Here is a 7,120-nt window from a genome sequence, read left to right on the forward strand (position 1 = left end):
GAGATTGTCCCCCACCGCCACGTTTTGCCCACTGCCGCCGATAGCGCGAACTTCACCGACGATGGCGATAAAGTCGATATTCTCGACTTGAATCACTGTGCCTTTTGGCAACTGACTCACATCAATCACCACCGCCTGTTTGCCATCGCTGGCACGGCTTGAGCCACTCACAATCAGCGGCTGACTCGGGGCAGTAGTGGTGTTAGCCGCCACAGTCGGCACCACGGTTTGCACAATCAGTTTTTCATTGGCAGGCAAGGCATTGAGGAAGGTAAAGCCATTGCCTTTCATCTCTTCCTGAATGCTCGAACCGGTTGGGGTTTTTTGTTCAATGCGGCGGATTAATTCAGCCATCGCATCGTCTTTGCTCAATATCGTGCCTTTACCATCGACACTCATCCCCACCCCAGTCGGGACACTCACTGTCAATACGGATTCACCATCACTGTTTTTCACTACTGGAATATCGGCGTGGGTTTGTTGTGGTGTGGTGGGGTCGTCTTGACGGTCTTCTGTCACCACTGGAATGGTCACCACTTTATTACCATCGCTCTGCACCGTTTCATTCACCGTCACCCCATCAAACGTGCCAGTTGGTGTCGGAGTCGGCACAGGGGTAGGTACCGGCGTTGGCTCCGGTATCGGAGTTGGCTCTGGCGTAGGTACGGGAGTGGGTACCGGTGTCGGTGTGGGCTCTGGGGTTGGTGTGGGAGTAGGTGGCGGTGGTGTGCTGACGGTGATGGTCAGCGGTGTTTCATAGCTATTACCAGCTAAATCCGTTACTTTCACCCGTATCTGGTAGCTTCCTGCCGTCAAAGCGGTGGTACCGATTTTTAGACTGCCGCCGTCAATCGTAAATTTGCCGTTATCGGTGCTGGAATCTCCTTCGACTAATTCGTAGCTAAAGGTGCCATTGGCTGGGGTGTCGGTGGTGGAGAAGGTACTGACCGTTGCGCCGCTGGAAGCGGCAGAGGTGTTTAATGAGGATGAAGCTAAGCTAAGGGCAGTCGGGTCGCTGGTATCAAGGACATAGTTTTGCGTATGCACGGTGCTGTCATTGCCTGCGGCATCGGTCACTTTCAGTTTTAGGCTGCCGGTGCTATCGAGGGTGATGCCATTCCACAATAGCCCTGTGCCATCGACTTTATTGGTGATGTCAATCCAAGTTGTCCCACCATCGAGCGAACCAAATAATTTGTCTCCTTCATCCAGTACCGCACTCAGTGTCGCGGTTAGGGTTTGGCTGGCGGTTTTGGTGTTGAAGTCGGTCGAACTGCTGCCGGTATCATCACTTAAAGCTAACGCACTGAATGTGGTCGTCGGGGCGGTGTTGTCGATAGTGAAGGTTTGGCCGCTGGTATAGCCGCCGGTGATAGCGACAGATGAACCGTTCTGGATGCCGGTGCCGGTGGATTTTAGGTCAAGCCTTAACGTGCCATCACCGCTGACGCCGGTGATGGGGATTGTCCATGTGATGCCGTCGCTGCTGGTGGGGGCGCCAATCGTGCCATTGGCGTTACCTGTTTTGGTTAAATCAAAGTCATCCGCTGTCACACCCGTCACCGCTTGGCTAAAGGTCACGGTGTAGCTCAGGCTATCGCTGTTGGTGGTGGCTTGTGTGCCGGTGGCGCGGTTGATATTGCTCACAGCAGGGCCATCACTGACGGTGATTGTTAATGCTTTTTCAAATTCATTGCCTGCGGCATCGGTGGCTTTTACGCGCACCGCATAGCTGCCCGCCGTTAACGCCGTTGCCCCAACTTTGAGTTTATCGCCGTCAATAACAAAGCTGCTGTTATCCGTTGAACCAGTGCCACTCACTAAGGTATAGGTAAAGCTATCGCTGGTGGTGGCATCGGTAGCGGAGAGGGTGGTCAACTCAGCATTCTCAATCGCCGTGGTGGTTGAGGTAGATGCACTGCCGAGGGAGATGTCGGTTGGACTGCTGGTATTGATTTTGACACTGAGGGCAGTCGAGGCGGTGGATTCATTGCCTGCGGCGTCGGTGGCTTTGACGGTGAGGCTATGTGTACCTTCGCTTAATGCACTGCTGGTAATGCTCCATGCCCCTGAACCATCAGCTGTTATTGTCCCTAATACGGTGGTGCCATCGGTGTCATAGAGTTTGACTGTGGCGTTGGCTTCAGCGGTGCCGCTGACGGTTGGGGTGGTGTCGTTTGTATTGTTGTCGGTACTGGAACTGCCGGTGTCGCTGGCAGCGGCTAAGTCGGGGGTACTTGGAGCAGCAGGGGCGGTGTTGTCGATGGTATAGCTGTTATTGTTGCTGCCAGTAGGTGTTGTACTGGTTAAGAGATTTGGGGAGGTCGCTGTATCAGCAATATTTTGCCCAACGGCAAAACTAAGGCTGACATTACCATTAAGATTGGCTAAATCGCCTCCGGACACGGTAATGTCGTAGGCATTCGCTCCAGCGGATGTCACATTTGTTACTGTAGCGGTGCTGCCTGACACAGTGAAATCAGCAACATCAACATTAGCCACCGCTTCACTGAATGTAACACGGAATACCAAACTGTCAGCCCGAGTGATTTGATCGCTTGGAGTCTGTCGAACAATCGATGTCACAGTCGGTGCAGTATCGTCAATCACTGTCACAGTGATTGCTTTGTCAAAATATAACGAGCTAGTACCACTGTCAGTTGTTCGAACAAACAAATGATATGTCCCAGCAGTCAGTCCACTGGCATCATTCGCACGGAGGGTGGCGCCATCAATGTTAAAACTACTATTGTCGGCATCGTTCGAACCATCGCCAGTGACTAAACTATAAGTATGTGTTTGGCCGGTATCTGCATCTGTGCTAGTGAATGTCCCAACCGTAGCATTCGTTCCACCACTTTGATTCACAGATGACGTGTTTAGGCTGAGATCCGTTGGGGTGTCATTTGCACCGGTGATGTTGATGGTGAGGGTGGCACCACCGATCATCCCATCGTTATCTGTTGCTGTCAGGGTAAAGTTTTCGCTCTGATTGTCAGACAGCGCATTAATAGCTGTGTTATTTGGAACATAGACATAGGCTCCATCAGCACTTTTAAGATACAGCGAGCCATACGCTCCTGCGCTTGAGACATCATACGTCACGCCACCTACTACCGTTGCACCACCCGTTGTTCCCCCGCTGATGCCATAAGACTGAACTGTGCCATCACTATCATTGGCTGTGATTGTTCCAGTTTGATTGTTGAAGGTGTCTGTGTTTGTTGTATCTGTCAGGTCAATAGCGGTTAAAGCAGAGATGGTTGGTACTGCATGAGCAGAGGTTGCTGCATCAATTTTGGTGACACTACTCACAACATTGGGTGTGGTTGCGGTATCTTGCGCAACAACGTAAACATCATAATCGGTTGCCTGATTTAAACCGTTCACGGTGAAAATATGGCTATAGGGAGCAGTAGCGACCAGCTGGTTACCGGCAGCTAAGGCTGTATTGCCTGCTGCATCTTGACCATTGATGACTTGTGATACCGATGGTGCAGTAGCATCGTTTGCAACGATCACGTAATAGAGAGTGCCGGCTTCATTAAGGCTGGCGGTAATTTGGAAGCCACTGGTGGAAGGCGCCGAAGTGGCAGGAGCTTGATCGAAAAGGGGTGGTACATTGTCAATGACATGGATAGTGAATGGCGTTTGGTAAGTTCCTCCGGCGCCGTCGCTGGTCTGGATGCGCACACTATAGTTGCCCGGTGCCATCGCTGATGCATCATTGGCACGCAGGCTATTGCCGCTGATGTTGAACAGGGCGTTGTGGGTGTCGCCGGTACCCGAAACAAGGCTGTAGGTGAAGGTCGAAACCGAGTCTGGATCGGTGGTGGTAAGCGTGCCAATGGCGGCGTTTGCACCACCGGACTGGTTGACCGTGGTGTTTGCTAGGGAGAGGTCGGTCGGGGCGTCGTTGACTGAGATAACGGCAGCCGTCACGGTGGCCGCCGTGCCATTGGCAGTGCCATCGTTGGGCGTCAGGGTGAAGGTCGTGCTCACTGTATTGCTCGGTGCCACCTGATTGGCGGTCGGGGTGAAGACCAGCGCTTGCAGGCGGCTGGTAAGTTCGGCAGGGTTTGCGCCAGACAGCGTGTAATTGCCCGCGTTGCCACTCAGCCCAGTGCCAGAGAGGGTGCCATTAGCAGCGGTGTAGGTGATAGTGATGCTGCCGCTGTTATTCTCGTTGTCAGCGAAGGCCAGGTTCGAGAAAGGTTCAGCGGTGGTGTTGTCGTAAAGTATGAAAATCGGGTTTGCAGTGCTTGTGATGGCAGGCGGGGTGTTGCTGACCGGAGCAACGGCATTCGCTATCGTGAAGCTGTCGAAAGTGTGTTGGGAAATATGGCTGGGGGCAGGACCTGTGGGCGTAATTGTCACGGAAAAACGGGTGATCCCCGTGAATTCCGTATAGGTTCCTGATGTGTATGTCGTCGAGTTTTGAGCTGTTGTAAAACTGGTTGAAACCGTACTGCCGTTGATCTTCGTCCCAATCACCTCAAAGGTGAATGCCCCGTCCTGACTGTACTTGGCAAAGTCCAGTCCAGTCAGGTCAAAAGAGGCGACATTCAGGTTGTCGGCGCTGACGGTGAAAGTACCCGGTAGAGCAGGTGTATAGACATTGGTGTCGTAAGCCGTCGGATAAAAGTAGACGCCCGCAGGATCATCGGTTTTGGCAATGAATCCGGAGGTGTCGATCGTCAAACCAAAGCCCGAAACAAAGTTGCCAGGCACGGTCGATGGCGTGACATCCAGCAAGCCGTCTGGCAAAGGAAGAATGCCGCTGTAGCCTTCGGCAAGATCCAGGGGCACGATATTGATTAGGCCACTCTGCGTTTCCAGAGCCCAGTTGCCCCCTTTAGCTGCAGCGCCGGTCACATCGTTGGAAGCGGCAACGTCGGCACGCATAATCCGTGCAATGTCGCCCACGAATAGGCGACCTTGCTCGCCACTGCCGACACGACACCCGTAGAGTAGAAAATCCCCTTCTTCTGATAAAAAATTACCGATCTTCTCTAACATTAAAGAATATTCAGAAAAATTATCTTTATTTAAATTGATAGCACCTAAATTTAAGTTTGCCTGTGACCCATGTCCCAAAACATGAATAGCCTCAAGGTGTTTTTCTGGCATCTTGAGAAGATAAGATAAAATCTGCTCTAAACCATCCAAAGAAGAATCTAAAACAATAGCATCAATATAATCAGGCAGAGATTTTTCTAGGAATGCGTAATCAGCAACATTATCAAAAATAAAGGCAACTTCTTTGTTCGCTCGATTTACTCCAGATGTAGCAAAGTCAATCTTTGCAATCTGGTTTTTTGGCAATTGATTCATTCAACTTCTCCATTGAATCAATGGCTATCGAATGACTGAGAAAAGACCCTTCGGAAGAAATCACCTTTTTTGCATACAGATATGGTGCAAGTTCAATAATTTTTTGCACGTCAATACGCAAGTATGCAGCGGCAAGTTTTATGGTCTCTATATCAGCAGGGTGAATATAGAATTCTTCAACCAAAAAACATGGCTTATCTAAAAGATTTTTATCGCCCAAGGGTTAATATTCTTTCGCAGTATAGGCTTACGCAGCAAATATCCGCATAAACCAATTTTGCGATAGCCAAAGTTGTTAGTCATGGGCGAAGTGTAAAAAGGAGAGGGCATTGATGTACCTGTAAGATCTTACAGGTTGGGAAGGTTTTTTTGAGTTATGGCTCAATCATACCGTGGACAAGTGCAATCGCTACAGCTTGAGGTAGAGTTTTGGCATTGAGTTTGGCACGACAATTTTGCAAATGGAAGGTAACAGTTCTGTCTGCTAATTTCAGTACAGATGCAGCCTCAGATACGGTTAAACCATCTTTAATTAAACTTAAACATACTTTTTCACGATCAGATAAATCTTTTTCTTGATACACATCATCGTCTTTTTGTTCTATTATTCTTAATCTTTCATGCGCATGCAATGTTGCTAACAACATATCTGCTATATCTTCTTTAGCAGGCAAGTTAGTAAGTGGCTGTTGATGATAAAAGCCAAAAACCATGTTAAATTTTTGCTTTCTCGCCAAATAACAAAACCCGCCTCTAAACCCTAAATCATATGCCTCATTAAAAATCTGTCTTTGGTTTGGATGGATATTTGCAGGGGGGCGTTGTGCAATCCATTCAATAGGAGCTGTTGAATCACGTGCAGCATGGGCGATAGCATCAATATCAAAGTAACCCATTTCTTCATAATGATTTATCCATAATGATATTTTGTTTCCGATAACATTCATTTCATGATTGTGCATATTAACAAACCCAAAATTATCAAAACCTCTTTGACGGGCAATGTGGTGCAATATATCAAGCACCTGTGAAGAATTTTCACAAGTTCGAAATTTAGATAATAAAGTCTCTAACAAATCTTTATATTCGTAATTTTTGCGAGACATAAACGTTAATTTTTTCCTAAAATATCAAAATATAAAGCCAGCCCGGTAGGGTGGGCACGTTTCTGTGCCCACCACATCGGTGAATGTTGGAATGCTGGTTGTTTAGCAACCCAACATAACTCACAACGGCAAACGGCAAACGGCAAAACACCGCCGTATGCAATCGCGAACCGCCTCGCCCTTGATTGGGTGGGGCGGTTTTTTTTACCCTCGGCGGCGTGGGTTTCGTGGGCACAAAACCGGTGCCCACGCTACGGGTTTGGCGGATGCGCTGCGCTTATCCGCCCTACAGCACTGGCCTCCCCCTGAAATCAGGGGGAGGGGTTAGGAGGGGGTCAAATATCAAAAATGTCTTCTAAGCGTTGTGCCTGCGCTAACGAAATACCCCATTGCTGTAATTGTTCCGGCGTCGCCGTCCGTAACCGCGACAACACCCAATCTGGCAATGGGTCGCCAAATCGCGCTTGGATTAATGTACGGAAGATGGCTCGCATAGCCCGTATACCTTCTTCGCGGCCTTCCTCACGGCCTTTTTGAATGCCTTCTTCTAAACCCTCTTCCCGTGCCGTAATAATGTCGGTGTTGTAATCCCAAACGGCACGTTGCCGTGCAATGGCACGCAGTTGTTCTTCTTTCGTTTGGCTGAGGGTTTCTAAAGAGCGTAGTGCAGTCACCACTGG

Annotated in this window: 4 protein-coding genes; all 4 read right to left on the reverse strand. The window is 49.5% G+C overall.

Annotation, left to right across the window (positions count from 1 at the left end):
* A partial coding sequence (locus G465_RS15230; protein WP_022654738.1) for a DUF4347 domain-containing protein occupies window positions 1-5,334 on the reverse strand: 5,334 nt, incomplete at its 3' end.
* Entirely contained in the window at window positions 5,297-5,554 is a 258-nt protein-coding gene (locus tag G465_RS0112260) for a hypothetical protein (protein ID WP_022654739.1), read from the reverse strand. The genes G465_RS0112260 and G465_RS15230, both read right to left, overlap by 38 nt.
* A 154-nt stretch (window positions 5,555-5,708) precedes the next feature.
* Window positions 5,709-6,440, reverse strand: coding sequence for a helix-turn-helix transcriptional regulator (locus tag G465_RS0112265; protein WP_022654740.1), 732 nt, complete (start codon window positions 6,438-6,440; stop codon window positions 5,709-5,711).
* A 335-nt stretch (window positions 6,441-6,775) separates the two neighbouring features.
* A partial coding sequence (locus tag G465_RS15960; RefSeq protein WP_022654741.1) for an RpnC/YadD family protein occupies window positions 6,776-7,120 on the reverse strand: 345 nt, incomplete at its 5' end.

It is taken from the genome of Aquaspirillum serpens DSM 68, from assembly GCF_000420525.1.
In the GTDB taxonomy this organism is placed as follows: Bacteria; Pseudomonadota; Gammaproteobacteria; order Burkholderiales; family Aquaspirillaceae; genus Aquaspirillum; species Aquaspirillum serpens.

Bases quoted from the DNA above. Each gene is read 5' to 3' on its own strand.
- G465_RS0112265 (WP_022654740.1), bottom strand. From the start codon at position 6,440: ATGTCTCGCAAAAATTACGAATATAAAGATTTGTTAGAGACTTTATTA.